The sequence below is a fragment of the Breoghania sp. JC706 genome, from assembly GCF_037026715.1.
Classification (GTDB): Bacteria; Pseudomonadota; Alphaproteobacteria; order Rhizobiales; family Stappiaceae; genus Breoghania.
The window spans coordinates 350,586-370,519 of sequence record NZ_JBANCG010000007.1; the positions used below are offsets into that span (position 1 = coordinate 350,586).

Annotated in this window: 15 protein-coding genes and 1 pseudogene; 11 read left to right on the forward strand and 5 right to left on the reverse strand. The window is 66.7% G+C overall.

The window, feature by feature from the left end:
- The first annotated feature begins 50 nt into the window (after positions 1-50).
- Positions 51-1,100 (forward strand): tryptophan--tRNA ligase, encoded by a 1,050-nt coding sequence (trpS, locus tag V2L18_RS16915; RefSeq protein WP_336179461.1) that lies wholly within the window; start codon positions 51-53, stop codon positions 1,098-1,100.
- A gap of 89 nt (positions 1,101-1,189) precedes the next feature.
- On the opposite strand, the gene cysK is transcribed toward trpS, so the two are convergent.
- The 3 genes from cysK to rsmI all read right to left on the reverse strand — a co-directional run bounded on the left by cysK (position 1,190) and on the right by rsmI (position 3,782).
- Positions 1,190-2,152, reverse strand: coding sequence for a cysteine synthase A (gene cysK / locus V2L18_RS16920; protein ID WP_336179462.1), 963 nt, complete (start codon positions 2,150-2,152; stop codon positions 1,190-1,192).
- Between the two features lie 303 nt (positions 2,153-2,455).
- Positions 2,456-2,824 (reverse strand): YraN family protein, encoded by a 369-nt coding sequence (locus V2L18_RS16925; protein WP_336179463.1) that lies wholly within the window; start codon positions 2,822-2,824, stop codon positions 2,456-2,458.
- Positions 2,817-3,782 carry a 16S rRNA (cytidine(1402)-2'-O)-methyltransferase gene (gene rsmI / locus V2L18_RS16930; protein ID WP_336179464.1) on the reverse strand — a complete coding sequence of 322 codons (966 nt, stop codon included), beginning with the start codon at positions 3,780-3,782 and terminating at the stop codon, positions 2,817-2,819. Before rsmI ends, V2L18_RS16925 begins: the two co-directional genes overlap by 8 nt.
- 302 nt (positions 3,783-4,084) lie before the next feature.
- Between rsmI and V2L18_RS16935 the strand changes: the two genes are divergently transcribed.
- The 8 genes from V2L18_RS16935 to V2L18_RS16970 all read left to right on the forward strand — a co-directional run bounded on the left by V2L18_RS16935 (position 4,085) and on the right by V2L18_RS16970 (position 14,452).
- Positions 4,085-5,302, forward strand: coding sequence for a penicillin-binding protein activator (locus V2L18_RS16935; RefSeq protein WP_336179465.1), 1,218 nt, complete (start codon positions 4,085-4,087; stop codon positions 5,300-5,302).
- A 73-nt stretch (positions 5,303-5,375) separates the two neighbouring features.
- On the forward strand, positions 5,376-6,617 hold the full coding sequence (gene coaBC, locus V2L18_RS16940; protein ID WP_336179466.1) for a bifunctional phosphopantothenoylcysteine decarboxylase/phosphopantothenate--cysteine ligase CoaBC: 1,242 nt from the start codon (positions 5,376-5,378) through the stop codon (positions 6,615-6,617).
- Positions 6,614-7,069, forward strand: coding sequence for a dUTP diphosphatase (dut, locus tag V2L18_RS16945; RefSeq protein ID WP_336179467.1), 456 nt, complete (start codon positions 6,614-6,616; stop codon positions 7,067-7,069). Before coaBC ends, dut begins: the two co-directional genes overlap by 4 nt.
- Positions 7,070-7,225: 156 nt before the next feature.
- A complete protein-coding gene (gene gshB / locus V2L18_RS16950; protein WP_336179468.1) occupies positions 7,226-8,170 on the forward strand; it encodes a glutathione synthase in 945 nt (314 codons plus the stop codon).
- A 150-nt stretch (positions 8,171-8,320) separates the two neighbouring features.
- Positions 8,321-8,506 carry a hypothetical protein gene (locus V2L18_RS16955; RefSeq protein ID WP_336179469.1) on the forward strand — a complete coding sequence of 62 codons (186 nt, stop codon included), beginning with the start codon at positions 8,321-8,323 and terminating at the stop codon, positions 8,504-8,506.
- A gap of 169 nt (positions 8,507-8,675) precedes the next feature.
- Complete coding sequence (locus V2L18_RS16960) at positions 8,676-10,205, forward strand: YifB family Mg chelatase-like AAA ATPase (protein WP_336179470.1); 1,530 nt, start codon at positions 8,676-8,678, stop codon at positions 10,203-10,205.
- Positions 10,206-10,658: 453 nt separating this feature from the next.
- Positions 10,659-13,109 carry a response regulator gene (locus V2L18_RS16965; protein WP_336179471.1) on the forward strand — a complete coding sequence of 817 codons (2,451 nt, stop codon included), beginning with the start codon at positions 10,659-10,661 and terminating at the stop codon, positions 13,107-13,109.
- A 374-nt stretch (positions 13,110-13,483) separates the two neighbouring features.
- A complete protein-coding gene (locus V2L18_RS16970) occupies positions 13,484-14,452 on the forward strand; it encodes a GNAT family N-acyltransferase (RefSeq protein ID WP_336179472.1) in 969 nt (322 codons plus the stop codon).
- Between the two features lie 102 nt (positions 14,453-14,554).
- Here the strand turns inward: V2L18_RS16970 and V2L18_RS16975 are convergent, their stop codons facing one another.
- On the reverse strand, positions 14,555-14,848 hold the full coding sequence (locus tag V2L18_RS16975) for a DUF1330 domain-containing protein (protein WP_336179473.1): 294 nt from the start codon (positions 14,846-14,848) through the stop codon (positions 14,555-14,557).
- Between the two features lie 293 nt (positions 14,849-15,141).
- Between V2L18_RS16975 and V2L18_RS16980 the strand changes: the two genes are divergently transcribed.
- On the forward strand, positions 15,142-17,391 hold the full coding sequence (locus V2L18_RS16980) for a PBP1A family penicillin-binding protein (protein ID WP_336179474.1): 2,250 nt from the start codon (positions 15,142-15,144) through the stop codon (positions 17,389-17,391).
- Between the two features lie 286 nt (positions 17,392-17,677).
- Positions 17,678-19,366, forward strand: a complete 1,689-nt coding sequence (locus V2L18_RS16985; protein WP_336179475.1) for a cache domain-containing protein — start codon at positions 17,678-17,680, stop codon at positions 19,364-19,366.
- A gap of 259 nt (positions 19,367-19,625) precedes the next feature.
- Here the strand turns inward: V2L18_RS16985 and V2L18_RS16990 are convergent.
- Positions 19,626-19,934 (reverse strand): annotated as a pseudogene (locus tag V2L18_RS16990) (chemotaxis protein); the annotation flags it as partial.

The following is a 19,934-nucleotide window of genomic DNA, read 5'->3' on the forward strand; positions in this document are numbered from 1 at the left end:
ACGCGCAAGCTCTCTCCACCGGAGCGGTTTTTACGAAGGGTCCCCCATCGATGAGTGCGTTCGAACCTCGTGTCTTTTCCGGCGTCCAGCCGACCGGCAACCTGCATCTGGGCAACTATCTCGGCGCGATCAAGCGCTTTGCCGCCCTGCAGGACACCCACAATTGCATCTATTGCGTCGTCGACATGCACGCGATCACGGTCTGGCAGGACCCCGCCGCCCTGCAGGCCGCAATCCGCGAAGTCGCCTCCGCCTACATTGCCGCCGGTATCGACCCCAAGGGTTCCATCATCTTCAACCAGAGCCAGGTTGCCGGCCATGCGGAACTGGCCTGGGTGTTCAACTGCATCGCCCGCATGGGCTGGCTCAATCGGATGACGCAGTTCAAGGAAAAGGCCGGCAAGAACCGCGAAAACGCCTCCGCGGGCCTCTTCGTCTACCCGAGCCTGATGGCGGCCGACATCCTGCTCTACAAGGGGACCCACGTTCCTGTGGGCGAAGACCAGAAGCAGCATCTGGAGCTGACCCGCGACATCGCCGCCAAGTTCAACAACGATTACGCCGAGCGTATCGCGGAACTGGGGCTTGGGGGCGAGGACGGCTATTTCCCGATGACCGAGCCGCTCATCAGCGGTGCGGCGACCCGCGTCATGAGCCTGCGCGACGGCACCAAGAAGATGTCGAAGTCGGATCCTTCCGATCTCGCCCGCATCAACCTGACGGACGATGCCGACACGATCGCCAAGAAGATCCGCAAGGCCAAGACCGACACCGAGCCGCTTCCCGGCGATGCCGACGGCCTCAAGGAGCGTCCCGACGCGGCGAACCTCGTGGGCATCTACGCCGCGCTCGCCGACGTGAGCGTTGCGGATGTGCTGAAGGACCATGCGGGCGCGCAGTTCTCCGCCTTCAAGCCGGCGCTGGCCGATCTGGCGGTCGCAAAGCTTGCCCCGATCGCCGACGAGATGCGCCGCCTGAAGGCTGATCCCGGCTTTATCGAGGGCATTCTCGCCGACGGTGCGGGACGGGCCGATGCCATCGCCCGCCCGGTCATGCAGGGCGTCAAGGACATCGTCGGCTTCCTGACGACACGCAAGTAGACGCGTCGCGGACGATCGGTTGCGAAAAGAAAGGCCCCGGCGAAATGCGCCGGGGCCTTTTTCGTGTGAATGTCCGTCGAGCCGGCAGGCTACTCGCCCAGCCCCTCGAAAAGCGCCGTCGACAGATAGCGCTCGGCGAAAGAGGGGATGATGATGACGATGTTCTTGCCCTTCATTTCCGGCCGCTTGCCGACCTTCACCGCTGCGGCAAGCGCCGCGCCGGAGGAAATGCCGACCGGCACGCCTTCGATGCGGGCGACGAGCCGGGCCATCTCGAAGGATTCGTCGTTGGTGATCGTCACCACCTCGTCATAGACCTTGGTATCCAGCACGCCCGGCACGAAGCCGGCGCCGATGCCCTGGATCTTGTGCGGGCCGGGCTGCCCGCCGGAAAGAATGGGGCTGTCCGCCGGCTCCACCGCGATGACGCGCACCGCCGGGTTGCGCTCCTTCAGCACGCGGCCGGTGCCGGTTATGGTGCCGCCGGTGCCGATGCCGGAAATGAACGCGTCGACGGACCCGTTCGTGTCGTTCCAGATCTCCTCGGCGGTGGTGCGGGCGTGGATGTCGGGGTTCGCCGGGTTCTCGAACTGCTGCGGGATCACCGCGTTCGGGATCTCCTTGACCATTTCTTCGGCGCGCGCGACCGCGCCCTTCATGCCCTTGGGGCCTTCGGTAAGCTCAAGTTTGGCGCCGAGCAGCGCCAGCATCTTGCGCCGCTCGATCGACATGGTCTCCGGCATCACCAGGATCAGCTTGTAGCCGCGCGCCGCCGCCACGAAGGCGAGCGCGATGCCCGTGTTGCCGGATGTCGGCTCGATCAGGGTCGTCTCGCCCGGCTTGATCTTGCCGGCGGCCTCCATCGCGTCGATCATGGCGACGCCGATGCGGTCCTTGACGCTCGAAATCGGGTTGAAGAACTCCAGCTTCGCCAGCAGGTTCGCCTCTACGCCCTTTTCCCTGGCGAGGCGGTCGAGGCGGACGATCGGGGTGTTGCCGATCGTCTCGGTGATCGAATTGTAGATGCGTCCGCGTCCGAGCTTGTCGCTCATCGCTACTCTCCCTTCTTGATCTTGTTCATCGCGCTCCCCGCCCGCTCTCCCGCCGGGCTGGGCCGAAGTCTAGTGCGCCGCCTGCCCGCCCGCGAGTCCGTCGATACGGTCACCCGTGCTTCCAGTTGGCATCAAATTCCAATAATTCTCGCGAACGAGCAAAATTGTACTCAATCGATACGGGTAATGGCCCGGACGCTCGAAAAACGTTCCGCGACCGGGTTTCCGGTTCGCCGACTTCATGTAAGCGGGCTGGGCGTCTGCGCCAGCCCCCGCCGCGCCTTTCTTTCCGGCCTTCGCCTGTCAGCGATGCGCCTCCCAGGCGTTGGCGAGATGATACGGCAGGCGGCCGGGAACGATCAGCACCGCATCGAAGCGCAAGGTAGCTGACATTGCACCGGGGTTTTGCGAAAGCCAGAGGTGCGCGGCCTCCACGATGCGCCGCTGGGCGTGCGGGGTGATCGCCTCCAGCGCGGCCTCGCGGCTTGCCCGCGCCTTCACCTCCACGAAAGCCACCGTCCGCCCCCGCCGGGCGATCAGGTCTATCTCGCCGACAGGCGTCCTGTGGCGCCGGGCCACGATCCGGTAGCCCTTGAGACGCAGCCACAGGGCGGCGCGGGTCTCGGCGGCGAGGCCGAGCCGGTAGGCCGCGCGCCGCGCCCGCCTAGCCATTGCCGTCCGCGGCCTTTCGCAAGGCCAGCGCTTGTTTGTAAAGCGTCTTGCGATCGAGGCCGGTGCGTTTGGCGACCTGCGCGGCCGCCGCGCTGACCGGCATCTCCGCCAGCGCCTCGCGCAGCATTTCCTCCACGTCCTCCTCGCCGGCTGCCTGCGGCTCGGCCGGTGCCAGCACGATGACGATCTCGCCCTTCGGCGGGTTTTGTTCGTAGAAGTCGGCGATCTCGCTCAGGCTGCCGCGCTGGAATGTTTCGAAGCGCTTGGTGAGTTCACGGGCGACGCAAGCCCGGTGCGCGCCGCCATGGATCTCGATCATGTCCGCGAGCGTGTCGGTGAGCCTGCGCGGTGATTCGTAGAAGACCGTCGTCGCCGAAACGTTCTTCAGCTCCTCCAGCCGGCGCAGCCGTGCGGCCTTCTTCGTCGGCAGGAAACCGGCGAACAGAACCGTGTCGCTGGGCAGGCCCGCGCCGACGAGCGCCGACAGCATCGCCGAGGCGCCGGGAATCGGGATCACCTTGTGTCCGGCCTCGATCGCTGCAACGGTCAGCCGGTAGCCGGGGTCGGACAGAAGCGGCGTTCCGGCATCGGAGACGATGGCCACTGCCTGCCCCTCCTCCAGCGCGGCCAATAGGCGCGGGCCCACTTTCGCCGCGTTGTGCTCGTGATAGGCGACGAGCCGGGTGGTCAGGCCGTAGCGCTCCATCAGCACGCGGGTCACGCGCGTGTCCTCGCAGGCGACGAGCGCGCATCCGGCAAGCGTTTCCAGCGCGCGCACGGTGATATCGCCAAGGTTGCCGATCGGGGTGGAAACCACGTGAAGCCCCGGCTCGGCGGCCGGCGCGAGAAAGCCGTTCGCCCCGATCGAAAACCGCCGGTTCCGCTCCGTCTGAGCGTCCGTGCGCGCGCCTGCCGGATCGCCGTCAGGCCCATGTGAGCGCGAGGCTCCGCTTGTCATTTCTTCGCTTCCTGTTCTGCCGGAAAAGCACCGGTCTTGCCTGACGGCCGCAAATGCGCCATGACGCGCCTGTCAGGTCTGTCCGGCCGTCGGCGGCTCAAACCCTTGTAGCCGGGGCGGGGCCGGGCCTGCAAACCGTGCGCTCGGCCGGCCGCCCGGGCGTCGGAGCGGTATGTGGTGACGATGGCGCTGCCGGAGGCGGCGCTGGCGATTGTCGCGAAGTTTTTGACAGACTCCCGCCAAATCGCCAAAATCCCGCATTCTTTCGTAAAGGCTTGGGACTCTTCGGGGAAGGACAGCACGTGCGCAGCGTATTCGGGCGGATCGGAAGCCCAAGACCCCTTCTGGCGGCGGCAATGGTGGCGGCGCTCGGCGCGCTTGGCGCCTGCACCGGATCAACACCCGGCTTTTATCCCCAGTCCGGTCCCGGGCAGGGGGGCGGCGTGCCCACCGGCGAGGTTGTCGGCAACGGCGCGGTCCGCGTGGCCCTGTTGCTGCCGAAATCCGCCGGCGCCAATGCCGGACAGATCGCCACCGTCTTCCGCAATGCCTCCGAACTGGCATTGAAGGACTTCCCCGGCGCCGACATCCAGGTGCTCGTCAAGGACACGAGCGGCACCGCGGAGGGCGGTCGTGCGGCGGCCCAGGCGGCGATTTCCGAGGGCGCCGAACTCATTCTCGGCCCGGTCTTCGCCCCGGCCGTCGGCGGTGCGGGTGCTGCCGCGCGCACCGCTGGCGTCCCGGTCATCGCCTTCTCCTCCGATGCCTCGGCCGCCTCGCCCGGCGTCTACCTGCTCTCCTTCCTGCCGCAGCAAGACGTCTCGCGCATCATTTCCTACGCCAATTCCAAGGGCCGGTCCTCCTACGCCGCGCTCATTCCCGACAACAGCTACGGCGCGGTCGCCGAGGCCGCGTTCCGTCAGGCGGTCGGCCGCACCGGCGGTCGGATCGTCGGCATCGAGCGCTACAAGGTCGACCCCTCGCGCGGCGTCGACACCACCGATCTGAAGGCCAAGGCCACGGCGCTCGCAGCCTCCGCGCGGCGCGCCGATGCGATCTTCATTCCCGACGGCGGCGGCGTCCCCGCCTATGCCATCGGTGTGCTGACCGCGCAGGGCATCAACCGCAACGCGGTCAAGTTCCTGGGCTCCGGTCAGTGGGACGATCCCAAGGTGCTGTCCGACCGGATGGTGGATGGCGGCTGGTATCCGGCGCCGGACAAGCAGGGCTTCCAGTCGTTTGCTCCGCGCTATGCGGCCGCCTATGGCTCGCAGCCGCCGCGCAACGCAACGCTCGCCTATGACGCGACCGTGCTCGCCGCCGGCCTCGTGCGCAGCGCCGGTCAGCGCCGCTTCTCCACCGGCGTCCTCACCAACCGCGACGGTTTCCTCGGCATCGACGGCGTCTTCCGCTTCAACCGCGACGGCACCAACGAGCGCGGCCTTGCGGTCTATGAGGCCAACGGCTCCGGTTCGACGGTCATTTCGCCCGCACCGAAGACCTTCCAGGCGATCAACTGATGCGCAATGACCCGTCGCGCCGGTTCGGGCGGGGCGGGCATTCGGCGACGGGGTCCGTCGCGGGGGCTGCTGCATGCTGCATGAAAAACGCATTCTGCTGATCGTCTCGGGCGGCATCGCCGCCTACAAGGCGCTCGATCTCGTCCGCCGGCTGAAGGAGCGTAGGGCCCGCGTACGCGTGGTGATGACCGCCGCCGCCCAGCAATTCGTCACGCCGCTGGCCTTCGGCGCCATAACGGGGGAGCAGGTTTTCACCGAGCTCTTTGACCGTGCGGCCGAGCATGACATCGGTCATATCCGGCTCTCGCGCGAAGCCGATCTGGTGGTCGTGGCGCCGGCAACCGCCAATATCATGGCCCGGATGGCGCACGGCCTGGCCGATGATCTTCCGACTGCCACCCTGCTTGCCAGCAAGACCCCGATCCTGCTGGCGCCGGCCATGAATTCCGCGATGTGGGCCAATCCTGCGACACGGCGCAACGTGGCGCAGCTGGAGGCCGACGGCATCGCCTTCATCGGCCCGATGGCCGGAGAAATGGCGGAAGCCGGGGAGGCCGGTGTCGGCCGCATGGCCGAGCCGCTGGAAATCCTCGCCGCCGTCGAGGCGCATTTCGAAAAGGCGGCTGCTGCCGCCGGCGACCGTCCGCTCAAGGGGCGCCGCATCGTCATTACCTCGGGGCCGACGCACGAGCCGATCGATCCGGTGCGCTACATCGCCAACCGCTCGTCGGGCAAGCAGGGCCACGCGATCGCCGCGGCAGCTGCAGTGGCGGGCGCTGATGTTGTACTCGTCTCCGGGCCGGTCTCTCTGCCCGATCCCGCCGGTGTTACCGTGGTTCACGTGGAGACCGCGCGCCAGATGCAGGCGGCGGTCGAAGCGGCGTTGCCCGCCGATATCGCCATACTGGCCGCCGCGGTTGCCGACTGGCGGGTCAAGGGCGAGGCGGTTCAGAAGATCAAGAAGGACGGCTCGGGCCGGCCGCCCGCAATGGAATTCACCGAAAACCCGGACATCCTGGCCGGCATCGGCCATCGCGCGCAAGGCCGCCCCGCCCTCGTCATCGGCTTTGCGGCGGAAACGGCGGATCTTCTTGCCAATGCCCGCGCCAAGCTGGAGCGCAAGGGCGCGGACTGGATCCTCGCCAACGACGTTTCCACCCCGGCGACGGGCGCCGGCATCATGGGCGGCGACGCCAACGAGATCCAGATTCTCTCTCGCGATGGCGTCGAAGCCTGGCCGCGGCTCGACAAGCGGCAGGTTGCCGAACGGCTCGTCGCCCGCATCGCCGAACATTTCAGACCGGAGGTCGAATGAGCGTTCCCGTGAAGCTGCGCATTCTGGCGCATGGCGTCGGCCTGCCCGTGCCGTCCTACCAGAGCGAGGAGGCCGCCGGCGTCGACCTCATGGCGGCGCTTGAGGAGGGCGAACCGGTTCGCCTCGATCCCGGCGCCCGTGCGCTCATTCCCACCGGCGTCGCCATCGCTCTTCCGCCCGGGTTCGAAGCGCAGGTGCGTCCGCGCTCAGGGTTGGCGGTCAAGCACGGGGTAACGGTGCTCAACACGCCGGGCACGATCGATGCCGACTATCGCGGCGAGATCAAGGTGATCCTGATCAATCTCGGCCACGTGCCCTTCGACATCACGCGCGGCGCGCGCATCGCCCAGCTCGTCGTGGCGCCGGTGTCGCGGGCGGAGATCATTCCCGTCGATGACCTCGGCGCGACGGTGCGCGGCGGCGGCGGTTTCGGCTCCACCGGCACACACTGACGTTTGTTGCCACTGGCGGCGTGGACAAACCGGGCCCGCCGCCACATATGAGGAGCGATCCCCGCCCCATCGGCCCGAACCGGCCGATCCGTTCCCGATCACCATTGCCGCCGCCCGGTTGCCGGGCGACCCGAGATTTCATCGGAGCCAAAGCTCATGCCGCTTCGCGTCGCCGTCCAGATGGACCACATTTCCACGATCAACATGGCGGGCGACAGCGCCTTCGCCCTGATGCTGGAAGCTCAAAAGCGCGGCCACACGCTCTATCACTACACGCCCGACCGGCTGGCCATGAACGGCGATACCGTCACCGCCCGCCTCGAACCGGTCGACGTGCGCGACGATCCGAAGGACTACTACACGCTCGGCGAGCCGGTGCGCACGGACCTGGCCGAGATCGACGTGATCCTGATGCGTCAGGACCCGCCCTTCGATCTTTCCTACATCGCCGCCACCCACATGCTGGAAAAGATCCACCCGAAAACGCTGGTGGTGAACGATCCGGCATCGGTGCGCAATGCGCCGGAAAAGCTCTTCGTCACCGAATTCGCCGACCTGATGCCGCCGACGCTGATCACCCGCGACAGAAGCGAGATCGACGCCTTCCGCGCCGAGCACGGCGAAATCGTCATGAAACCGCTGTTCGGCCACGGCGGCGCGGCCGTCTTCCGCATCACGGCGGACGACCTCAACTACGGCTCGCTCTACGATTTCTTCGCCGCCACCTTCCGGGAGCCCTGGGTGATCCAGAAGTTCCTGCCCAACATCAAGCACGGCGACAAGCGCATCCTGCTGGTCGATGGCGAGTTTGCCGGTGCGGTCAACCGGGTGCCGGCAGCCGGCGACCTGCGCTCCAACATGGTGCGCGGCGGCGCGCCCAGGGAATCCGATCTCACCGACCGCGAGCGCGAGATCTGCGCCCGCCTCGGTCCGGCCCTTCGCGAGCGCGGGCTTCTTCTGGTGGGCATCGACGTCATCGACGGCTGGCTGACGGAAATCAACGTCACCGCGCCGACGGGCATCCGCGCGGTCGCGAAGCTCGGCGGGCCGGACATCGCCGCCATGGTCTGGAACACGATCGAGGCAAAGCGCGCGGGCTGACGCCTGCCAACAGCCCTGCCAGCACTCCAGGCGACGCCCGCCGGATGGCGCCGCAAGACGCCTGACCCGGATAACCCGAAGCTGCCCGCCTCGCGCCATGCCCTTGGCGCGGGGCAGTGCTTTTCTTGCCTTGAAAACAGGCAGGTGGAGGTGGCGAAGAAATTTTCAGCAAATGCGAAATTTCGCATGAACGTCGCACGGGCCTTCCTATATAAGCCGCGACCACATCAAAAAAGTAAGAAAGGAAAAGGCATGGTTCGCCTGGCTTTGCCTTACCTGCTCGTGCCTCTGATCACGGGCGGAACGGCAGCCGCCATCATCATTGCGGTGGCATAGACCCTACCCACTCCTCAAAAAGGCCGGCCTTCGCCGGCCTTTTTCTTTGCCCCGCCAGCAGTGCTCGACAGGAATGTTCCTATTCCGTTCTTGAAGCCTGCGGATTTCTGCCGTAGGGTAAGGTTCCTATGGTGAGAAGCCGCAGGGGCGGGCAAGGACGGGGGCACGGATGGTCAGTCGCGTCACGACAGTGGCCTTTCAGGGCATTGAGGCGGTTCCTGTCGACGTGCAGGTCCAGGTCGGGCCCGGCTCGGTGGTCTTCAACATCGTCGGTCTTGCCGACAAGGCGGTGGCCGAAAGCCGCGAGCGTGTCAGAAGCGCGCTCATCGCATCGGGCATGTCGCTGCCGGCCAAGCGCATTACCGTCAACCTCGCCCCCGCCGATCTTCCCAAGGAAGGATCGCACTACGATCTGCCCATCGCGCTTGGTCTGATGGCGGCGATGGGGGCCATTCCGGCCGACAAGCTGCTCGATTACGTGGTGGTGGGCGAACTGGCGCTCGACGGCACGATCGCGTCCGTCGCCGGCGCGCTGCCCGCGGCCATGGGCGCCAACGGCATGGGGCGCGGACTGATCTGCCCGGCCGATTGCGGGCCGGAGGCCGCCTGGGCCAGCGCCGACATGGATATTCTGGCGCCGCGCAGCCTGATCCAGCTCGCCAATCACTTCAAGGGAACGCAGGTTCTGGGCCGCCCGCGTGCCGGCCTGAAGCCGCCCGCCGAAGGCCTGCCCGACATGTCGGAGGTGCGTGGCCAGGAAAGCGCGCGGCGTGCGCTGGAAGTGGCGGCCGCCGGCGGCCACAACCTGCTGATGGTCGGGCCGCCGGGCGCGGGCAAGTCGATGCTGGCGGCACGGCTCCCCTCTATCCTCCCGCCGCTGACACCGCGCGAACTGCTGGAAGTCTCCATGATCGCCTCGCTCGCCGGCGAACTGGCGGATGGCCGCCTGTCGGACCGGCGCCCCTTCCGCGCGCCGCATCATTCCGCCTCCATGGCGGCGCTCGTCGGCGGCGGCTTCAAGGCGCGGCCGGGAGAGGTTTCGCTTGCCCATAACGGCGTGCTCTTTCTCGATGAATTGCCCGAGTTCAACCCGCAGGTGCTCGACAGTCTGCGCCAGCCCCTGGAAAACGGCGAGACGGTCATCGCGCGGGCCAATCATCGCGTCACCTATCCTGCGCGCATCCAGCTCGTCGCCGCAATGAACCCGTGTCGTTGCGGTCATGCGGGCGAGCCGGGGCACGTCTGCGCGCGTGGACCGCGCTGCGCCGCCGACTATCAGGCGCGCATTTCCGGGCCCTTCCTCGATCGCATTGATCTTTCCATCCAGGTTCCCGCCGTCACCGCCCACGATCTCATCCGCCCCGGTGCCTCGGAGAGTTCCGCCTCCATTGCCGAACGGGTTGCCACCGCCCGCCGCGTGCAGGCCGAGCGGTACGCCGCTCTCGGTGTGCCGGCCCGCTGCAACGCCCAGGCCGGCGCGCGGCTCATCGAGGAGGTCGCCCAACCGGACGAGGCCGGTATCGCGCTTCTGAGCGATGCCGCCGACGCGCTCTCGCTGTCGGCGCGCGGATACCACCGCGTGCTCAAGCTCGCCCGCACACTGGCCGACCTCGACGGCCGCGCCCGCGTCGGACGCCCCCACATTGCGGAGGCGCTGGCCTATCGCGGCACCATCGCCCGCCGCGCCACCGCCGCTTGAGAGGCTGGCCCGGAATTGGTATCGGGTTGGGTACCTTCGACCACCCCCCTCATGCACCGCCGCCGTCATCGCCCGGACGACGCCGGGTGATGACTGTGGAGAGATCCGTCTCCTCGTTTCCGCATGTTCGCAAAACAGGAGTGATCGCGCCAACATGATCGCGCCCGTCGCTCGTGTCTTTCAGCTACGGCGGCCACCGCGAGACGGCCGAAAGCAATCCGTCCGGCAAGGTCCTCTGCCCCCTCTCCGGCATGTCGCTCACGATCCCTGGCAATCGTTTGGCAATTCCTTTGCGCCACAATGGCCTATCGGAACGGTGAGGCCGGGCCGGATGCAGGCAGGGGCCGGAGGCGAATCCGGGGCAACTCTGGTGGCCGGTGGCGCACCGGCGCTGCGTTCAGGTCCGGCTCGGACCGCCTGTTCCGGCGCTCAATTGGGGGAATGCGACAGGCTATGCGGTCAACGGCGGAGGAAAGACAAGGCGGTCCGGGGGAGGCGCTGGCGGCGTCCGCTCCGTTTGCTGCCGGTACCGCCGCCGGTCCTGCTCCCGGTCCTGCTCCCGGTGCCGGCCCGCAATCCGCGAACGAGTCAGATGAGGTTCGCGACACCTGGTCCGGCGCCTGGTCTGACACACCGCCCGATATCGGGATCGAGACGTCAGACGATGATCGCGCGCAGCTCGCGCCCTGGCTTCTTGCTGCGGCATCTGCGCTGGTGTTGGCGGCGATCGCCAGCGGCGTCTTTCTGCTCGGCAAGCCGTCGCCCGCGCCGCTGGCGGGCCTTGCCATCGCCTTTCTTGCCGGCGTCGGCGCCATGGCCATCCTGCGCCACGTCGATCTCGGCGGCCGCAGAGCGGCCGATGCGGCCGAGCTGAACGAGCTGCGACGCCAGACCGAAGCGCTCGACGATCTCGTCTGGGAACTGCGCGAATCCGATGATCGCCACCGCTCCGTCATCAACGCGCTCGGCGACATCATCTTCCGCCGCGACGCGGCCGGGCGCATCGTCTACGCAAACGAGACCTTCGCGCGCTGCTTCGGCATCGATCCGGCAAGGCTGGGCGGGGAGGCCTTTCGCCTGCCGCGCGCCGATCTGCCGGGGGCACCCGAAGACGCCCTGCCCGGCACCAGCGATCTCGCTTTGCAGACCACAGCCGGTCCGCGCTGGTTCGCCCGGCTGGACGTGCCGGTGCGCGACGGCGCGGGCGGGCCCGTCGTCCAGACCATCCTGCGCGATGTCACCCCCCGCCGTCTGGCGGAGGAGGCGCTCGTTGAGGCGCGTGACCAGGCGCGCTCAGCCAACGAGGCCAAGTCGCGCTTCCTCGCCACCGTGAGCCACGAAATCCGCACCCCGCTCAACGGCATTTTCGGCATGGGAACGCTTCTGCGCGACACAAGCCTCACCGCCGAGCAGGCAAGCTACGTGGAGGCGATCTCCTCCTCCGGCGAGGCCTTGCTCGGCCTCATCGACGAGGTGCTCGATTTCTCGCGCATCGAAGCCGGCCGGCTGGAACTGCGGCCCATGTCCACCCGGCTGGAGCTTCTGGCCGAGCGCGTGGTGGAACTGCTCGCCCCGCGTGCCCAGGCCAAGGGCCTCGACATCGCCTGCTATGTCTCCCCGGACGTGCCCGACGAGGTGCTGGTCGATGCGCCGCGCCTGCGCCAGGTGCTGATCAATCTGGCCGGCAACGGCATCAAGTTCACCGATCGCGGCGGCGTGCTGATCGAGATCCTGCGGGCGGATGCCGAAGCCTCGGAGAATTCCGGCCACCGCGGGGCCGGTGCGGCGCGTCTTTCCGCCCGTGTCCACGACACCGGCATCGGCCTGTCCCGGGAGGCAGCATCCAGGCTTTTCACCGAATTCGAGCAGGTCGATCCCGGCCCCGCGCGCCGCCACGGCGGCACCGGCCTCGGCCTCGCCATCTCGCAGCGCATCGTGGAGGCGATGAACGGCCGCATCGTCATCGACAGCGAACCGGGCCAGGGCGCCACCTTCTCCTTCGACTTCGAAGTGGAGGCCGAAGATGCGACCGCCTCCCCGCTTCGCGGGGATTTCCGGGGCCAGCGCGTCGGGCTGATCTACGGCGACGGCATGGCCGCCACGCTGATGGAGCGCCGGTTGCGCGACTTCGGCTGCGTGGTTGAGAACCTCGCGGAGGATGCCCCCGGTGGGGACGGCTCGCCGACCATGGCAGAGCGAGACCAGGCGGGCCGCGACGCTGCACAATGCGATATTCTGCTCGCCGACCACGGCTCGCTCGCCGACCCAGCCGGCTGGCTCTCGCGGCTGAGGGGTGCCGCTGTCGCGGCCCCGGTCATCATCATGGTCACGCCGGCTGAACGCGGCCACTTGCCGGCGCTTCGCCGGGCCGGATTCGATGCCTATCTGGTCAAGCCGGTGCGCAGCGTTTCGCTCGCCAAGGTCATGGCTGCGCTCGTGGCCGGCGAGCCGGTGGGCGAAGGTGACGCCGCCTGGCGCGACGAGCGCGAGGCCTTCGGCCCGCGTCCGCAAGCTCTGCGCATGCTGGTGGCGGAAGACAACGACATCAATCTCATGCTCACCACGGCGCTTCTGAAAAAGCACGGTCACGAGGCTGTCGTCGCCCGTGATGGCGAAACGGCGCTGGCACTCATCCGGCGCACGCATTCCGGCGAGGACCCGCCGTTCGCCGCCGTGTTCATGGATCTGCACATGCCGGGCATCGACGGTCTTGAAGCGATTCGCCGGATCCGCGAGGCGGAACAGGCGCACGATCTCAAGGTCACGCCGATCTTCGCGCTCACGGCGGATGTGACGGCCGGATCGCGGGCCGAGGCGGAAGCCGCCGGTGCAGATGATTTCCTGACCAAGCCGCTCGATCCGGATGTGCTTTCCGATCTTCTCGAGCGCTGCGGCCTTGCCTGATCGCGGCGGTTTGCGAAAGCCGCACGCGGAGCCGCATACCGCCGTTTCGCGCGTGCCTTCGGTGGCCGGGGTCCCTCCCGGCTCGCCAAATTTGCCATCAGCAGCGTGACGTGGCTTCAAGCAACCGTTATATTGCCGGCTAACCATGGATCCGCCGGGTCCGCCGGGCCGCACGCGGATGGCGTGGCGGGTTTCGGTGGGTGTCATCGAACTGTCGGAAATCTGTGGTTTATGACGGTTCAAGCCGGACGTTTGTTGGCGTCCCGGCTTCAGCGTTCAACAAAGGCGCCGGAGCCAGGCCCGGCCGAAAAACGGGGAAGCGCCAGGCCGTGCCCGATCCGAGCGGCACGCATGCTGGGCAGAGGCCGAAATTCATGAGACAGCAAGCCAAATTGTCGCCCGCCAGACTGGTGCGCAAGTTCATGCCTGTTCATCGCGATTCCGCCCGTCTGGGTGGCTGGCTGCCGGGCCAGGGCGTCGCGTTGCCGTCGGCGGGACCGGAAGCCGCGCGCAACGGCGGCGCCTCCGTGTCGCTCGGCCGCATCGGCTCGCTGGAAGTGCGCCTCGCCCGAAAGGCTTCGGAGATCAAGCGCGCGCAGGAGCTGCGCTATCAGGTCTTTTACGAGGAGATGTCGGCCATCGCCGATGGTCAGACGCTCGCCTCCGGGCGCGATGCGGATGCCTTTGACGAATTTTGCGACCATCTCCTGGTGTTCGACCACGACGTCGCGGAGCGGGCCAAGCCCTTCGGCCGCCGCAAGCCGCGCATCGTCGCCACCTATCGCCTGCTGCGCCAGTCGGTCGCCGAACGGTTCGGCGGTTTCTACACCGCCGGCGAATACGACATCCAGACACTGCTGGACGGCAAGCCCGAGCTGAATTTCCTGGAGCTTGGCCGCTCCTGCGTGCTCAAGCCCTACCGCACCAAGCGCACGGTGGAACTGCTGTGGCACGGCATCTGGGCCTATGTGCTGATGCACGGCATCGACGCGATGATCGGTTGCGCCTCTTTCGAAGGCACCGATCCCGACCGGCTCGCCGTGCCGCTTTCCTATCTCCACCATTTCGCCAGGGCGCCGGAGGAGTGGCGCGTTCGCGCGCTCGACGAGCGCTATGTCGAGATGAACCGGCTGCCGGCCTCCGAGGTCGATCTCCGTGGCGCGCTGCGCGAGATGCCGCCGCTGATCAAGGGCTATCTGCGGCTGGGCGCTCATATCGGCGATGGCGCGGTGGTTGACCACCAGTTCGGCACGACGGATGTCCTGATCATCGTGCCTGTCGCCTCGCTCAACAGCCGCTATGTCAACTATTACGGCAGCGGCGCGGAGCGTTTCGCGAGCTAGACGCCCCGCGCGAGCGGAGCGGGGCGCGCCCGCTTCGGTGGGCCGGGAGGATAAACGGGAGCTGCAACGCCCCCGCTCCATTGGGGGCAAGGGACCTTGCCGTCAGCCGTCATATCCCTCGATGATGAGAAGATCGCCCGTCGAGAATTTTGTTCGGATGGCCTTCGCGGCCTGGTACTCCGGCGAATTGTAGCAGGCCAGCGCTTCCTCGTAGCTTTCGAACTCGATCACCACGTTGCGGCTGCGCGACGTGCCTTCGAGGGCGGAATAGGTTCCCCCGCGCACCAGGAACCGGGCGCCGTGACGCTCGAATGCCGGTTTGGCCGTGGCAATGTAATCCTTGTAGGCCTCCGGATCGTCCACATCGACCCGCGCGATCCAGTATCCCTTTGCCATTCGAACCTCTCTCATACCCTGAACTGCTGCGCCCCGAACTGCCGTCATGATTTGGCGACACGCTCCGGCCAGATGATTTGTGCATGCGCAGTTTTGGCGAGTGCGGTCTTCGGTTCAAGGCCAAACTGGCCGGCAAGGGCGGGGATCGGCACCGGGCTTGCCGGATGTTGAAAAACCGTCAAGCTTAACCGCCCCTTAAAGCGCCGCATTCTAGCGTGAAGCAGAAGGCGCGGCGGTCCGGACCGCTTGTCTTTTCGCACAGTGACCGAACGACAGGACGCAAGAGGCGGCCGATGGCCAGCAGACGCGGCAACCGCGGCGAACGTATCGAACCGAGAATGGGCGGCGCCCCGAAAGCGCCGGATCTTCGCATCGATAAGTCCGACCGTCCGGCCGCGAAAGGGGCCCGGGCGCCCAGCGGCGCGAAGAAGGCAGCGCCCCGCCCGCAACGCGCCGAAGACGGCTCCTCCGACCAGCGGCGCAAGCCCGCCGGCCCGGCAAAGGCCGCGGCCGGAGCCTCCGGTCAGCGCCCGCCCCGCCCCTCCTCCGCCCGCAAACGCCGCAAGCCGCGCCGCAAGGGAGGCTCCGGTTCCGGCTCGGGTGGCGGCCGGTTCACGCGGCTTCTCAAGCGCGGTCTCTACTGGGGCATGGTCGCCTGCGTGTGGGGCTTCATCGTCGTCGCCGGCACGCTTGCCTATTTCGCCGCGCAACTGCCCCAGAGCTATGACTGGAAGGTTCCCGCGCGCCCGCCGAACGTCAAGATCGTTTCCGCGGAAGGTCGGCTCATCGCCAATCGCGGCGAGACGGGTGGCGAGGCCGTGCGCCTGGAGCAATTGCCAAAGTACCTGCCCAACGCCGTGATCGCCATCGAGGACCGCCGCTTCCGCAGTCATTTCGGCATCGACGTCATCGGCCTCGCCCGCGCGCTCGTCACCAATCTGGTGCGCGGCGGGGTCGTCCAGGGCGGTTCCACGCTGACCCAGCAGCTTGCCAAGAACCTGTTCCTCACGCATGAACGCACGATCAGCCGCAAGATGCAGGAGGTGGTGCTCGCGCTCTGGCTGGAGACGCGCTACTCCAAGGATCAGATCCTGGAGATGTATCTGAACCGGGTCTATTTCGGTGCCGGCGCCTATGGCGTCGACGGTGCGGCCCGGCGCTACTTCGGCAAGTCCGCGCGTCAGGTGACGCTGGCGGAGGCCGCGACCCTCGCAGCCCTTCTCAAGGCGCCCTCGCGCTATGCGCCGAACCGCAATCCCGATCTGGCGGAAGAGCGGGCCCGGCTCGTTCTTGCCGCCATGCATGATGCCGGCTTCATTTCCGAACGCGACGAGAAGAACGCCATCGACCACCCCGCCCTTGCTGTGGCCGGAAACGGCGCGGCAGGGACCAACTACATCGCCGACTGGGTGATGGACCTGCTGCCCGGCTATATCGGCCGGATCGATCGCGACGTGATCGTCGACACCACCGTCGATCTGCGGCTCCAGCAAGAGGCGGAGCGGACATTGTCGGACGCTCTCGACAAGAGCGGTAAGAAACTGGGCGTGAGCCAGGGCGCGCTGGTGGCGCTTGATACTTCCGGTGCGGTCAAGGCGCTGGTCGGCGGGCGCAACTACCGCAAGAGCCAGTTCAACCGGGCGGTCTCCGCCGAACGCCAGCCCGGCTCGGCCTTCAAGCCGTTCGTCTACCTCACGGCGCTCGAGCAGGGCATGACGCCGGATACGATCCGTGTCGATCAGCCGGTCTCCATCAAGGGCTGGAAGCCGAAGAACTACACCAAGAAATATTATGGCCCCGTGACGCTTCGAAAGGGGCTCGCCTATTCGCTCAACACGGTCGCGGCGGAGCTCGGCTACGAGGTCGGGCCGAAGAACGTGGCCGCGACGGCGCGACGGCTCGGCATCACCTCCGACCTGAAGGCCAATCCGTCGCTGGCGCTTGGCACCTCCGAGGTCACGCCGCTGGAAATCACGGCCGCCTACGTGCCCTTTTCCAACGGCGGCTGGGGGGTCATCCCCTATGTCATCCGCTCGGTCAAGACGGAGAGCGGCAAGGTGCTCTACCACCGGGTCGTCGACGGACCCGGCCAGGTGATCCAGCCCGACAAGCTGCGCGAGATCGATTCCATGCTCGGCGAAACGTTGGTCACCGGCACCGGAAAGCGCGCGCGTCTGGGCGATCGGCCGGCCGGCGGCAAGACCGGCACCAGCCAGGACCTGCGCGACGCGTGGTTCATCGGGTTCACCGCCAACTACACCGCCGCCGTGTGGCTCGGAAACGATGACAATTCGCCCACGAAGTCGGCCACGGGCGGGACGCTGCCGGCAACGATCTGGCACGATTTCATGGTCAAGGCGCACGAGCATATGCCGCTGGTGGAACTGCCGGGCATTCCCGTCGGCGGTCCGGTCATTGCCCGCGAGCCTCCCCCACCGGCCCCTCCGCGCAACCTCGCGGAAGGGCGGACAGTGGAACCGGGCAACCGGGTCATGCCGCCGCCGGGCGGTGGTTTCTTCCGTCGTCTGTTCGGCGGCGGTTGAGCCTCGCGCGCCGTGTTCTGGCCGTGCATGATCGTACGAATACGTCTGGAGGCCGTGTTGATATCGGCCTTCGTAAAAAAATATAGCCGCATGCGCAACGAAATAGATGGATGATGAAATAAAAACGGAAAAAGAGCGGTTTTATTCATCGAATTAATTGAAAAATACAAACAGAAAGTGACGTAGAGTAAAATATAATCGCAATTCAATAGGTATTTTTCACAATTATTTAACTTGAGTCACTCCAAGGTTGCGCGGGTTTATATTTGCAAGCAGGCAACCTCGAATGTCCCTGAACAAATTCGGTATCGGCATCAAGATCTGGGTTCCGGTGGTCACCCTCGCTGCCCTCGTCGTCATTCTGGCCGCCTTTAGCCTCTCTTCACTGTATGGCGCCCTTTACGGGGAGCGCGTGGACAAGACCCGTACCGTGGTTCAGCTGGCAATCTCGGTTGCCGCGCACTACCACGAGCTGGAAAAGACGGGAAAGCTCACCCGCGAACAGGCTCAGGCGCAGGCACGCGATGCCATCCGCGCCATGCGTTACGACGGCAACAACTATGCCTTCGTCTACGGAACCGACGGCGTCCGTGTCGTCTCTTCCAAGGCGTCTCTGGAAGGCAAGGACGCGAGCAACACCCAGGATGCCAAGGGCAAGTATCAGGTCCGCGAGATGCTGGCCGCCGCAAGGGCCGGCGGCGGGACCGTTCCCTACCACGTCACGCGCAAGGGCGGAGACGTGCCCCTGCCAAAGCTGAGCTGGGCGCAGGAGTTTCAACCCTGGGGCTGGGTATTCGGCACCGGCGTCTATATCGATGATATCGAAAGCACGTTCTGGACAAAGGCGATCCAGATCATCGGCATCGGCGCCGTCGGCGGGCTGCTGGCTTTCGGCATCGCCTTCGCGGCGATCCGCAATCTCTCCAGGCCGATCAAGAACCTGACCGAGCGTATGCGGGAACTTGCCCACGGCAATACCGAGATCGATATCGAGGGCGCCGATCGCGGCGACGAGATCGGCGCCATGGCCGGAGCGATGGCCGTGTTCGTGGAGAACGAGCGCAAGCGGCGCGATCTGGAGGCGGGCCAGCAGGAGCGCGTCGAGCGCGACCGGGAGCGGGCGCGGGAGATCCAGGCGATCTCGAAGGAATTCGAGGGGCAGATGGGCTCGCTTCTGGAAACCATTTCCAGCTCGGTTGCCAACCTTCAGCATGCCTCGACCAACCTGAACGCGGGTGCCGCGCAGGTTACCAGCCAGAGCAAGACCGTGGCGGGTGCCGCCGCCGAGGCCTCCGCCAACGTGGAGACGGTCGCGTCTGCCGCCGAAGAGCTGGCCGCATCGGTTGCCGAAATCAGCCGTCAGGTGTCGTCGTCGAGCGAGATCGCCTCGCAGGCGGCAAGCCAGGCCGACAGCACCAACGTGCGCATCAAGGGTCTGTCGGACGCCGCGACGCGCATCGGCGAGGTGGTGAGCCTGATCCAGGCGATCGCGGAACAGACCAACCTGCTGGCGCTGAACGCCACCATCGAGGCGGCGCGGGCCGGCGAGGCGGGCCGCGGCTTTGCCGTGGTGGCGGCGGAAGTCAAGGAACTTGCCACCCAGACCTCCAAGGCGACGGAGGAGATCTCCTCGCAGATCTCGTCGATCCAGGGCGAGACGCATGAGGCTGTCGGCGCGATCAGCGCCATCACCCATACGGTGAAGCAGATCAACGAGATCACGTCCGGCATCGCGGCGGCGGTGGAACAGCAGGGTGCGGCCACCACGGAGATCGCCCGCAACGTTCAGGAGGCCTCACGCGGCACGCAGGATGTTTCGGAGAACATCGAGGGCGTGTTCAGCGCTTCCCAGGTCGCCAATGAGGCCGTGGCGATGGTCGCCGAGGCCTCCTCGGCTCTGGAACGGGAAGCCGGGCTCCTGCGCGATCGGGTGGGAACCTTCTTGTCGAGCATCAACACCACGGATGCCGCCTGACAGCATTTTCGACGTTGAAAACGAGAAAAGCCCGCCGGATCCGGCGGGCTTTTTGTCTTTCCGGGGGAAGGTTCCGTATTCGCGGGCTTCCATCCGCGTGCCGGACGGAAGGAGTGCCAGAACCTTGCTCATTGAGCGTAGCGCGCCTGTCCACGGGTGGCGCCCGCATCCGTAACGGGCCCGGATGCGACGGGACATGGCGGGAACAACAGGAAGCCCCGGGGCGGACATGTGCGTTCCGCCCCGGAAGAGATCGCCGTCAGGCGACGTTCTTCTTGATGCCGGCCAGGAAGCCGGAGACGTGCTCGCGCAGTTCCCGCGCTTCGCGCTCCAGCGCCTTGGAGGCGTCGAAGACCGTCGCGGCCGCCTGGTTGGTGACCTCTGCCGCACCCGAGACGCCTTCGATGTTCGACGTAACCTCCCGCGTGCCGTTGGAGGCTTCCTGAACGTTGCGGGCGATCTCCGTCGTGGCCGCACCCTGCTGTTCGACAGCCGCCGCGATGCCGGAGGTGATCTCGTTGATCTGGTTCACGGTGTGGGTGATCTCGCTGATCGCGCTGACGGCCTC